The sequence below is a fragment of the Streptomyces sp. NRRL WC-3549 genome (genome assembly GCF_000721935.1).
Taxonomy (GTDB): Bacteria; Actinomycetota; Actinomycetes; order Streptomycetales; family Streptomycetaceae; genus Streptomyces.
Genome location: NZ_KL585391.1, coordinates 30,232 through 30,572, shown reverse-complemented (window position 1 = coordinate 30,572; position 341 = coordinate 30,232). Strand labels below are relative to the sequence as shown.

Annotated in this window: 1 protein-coding gene; it reads right to left on the bottom strand. The window is 79.8% G+C overall.

The genetic code is table 11. The features are described from left to right. On the bottom strand, positions 1-341 hold a 341-nt coding region (locus IH13_RS44470), incomplete at both ends, for a TerD family protein (RefSeq protein ID WP_031082550.1).

Below are 341 nucleotides of genomic sequence, written 5' to 3'. Positions count from 1 at the left end.
CTGGTGGACGACCGTGGCCTGCTCGTCCGGGTCCGGCGCGACGGGCCCCGGCGGGGGCGCGACGGGCGGGGCGGCCGGCGGTGGCGGGACGGCCGGCCCGGACGCGGCCTCCGGGGCCGGGTTCTCGGAGTCCGGCCCGTCGGCCGCCTGGGCCTCGGCCTCGGCCTCCGCCTCCGCCTCGTCGACCGAGATGCCGAAGGCGGTGGCCAGGCCGACCAGGCCCGTGGGGTAGCCCTGGCCCACGGCCCGGAACTTCCAGCCCTCGCCGCGCCGGTAGAGCTCGCCGCAGATGACGGCGGTCTCCTCGCCGGTCTCCGCGCGCACATCGAAGACGGCGAGCG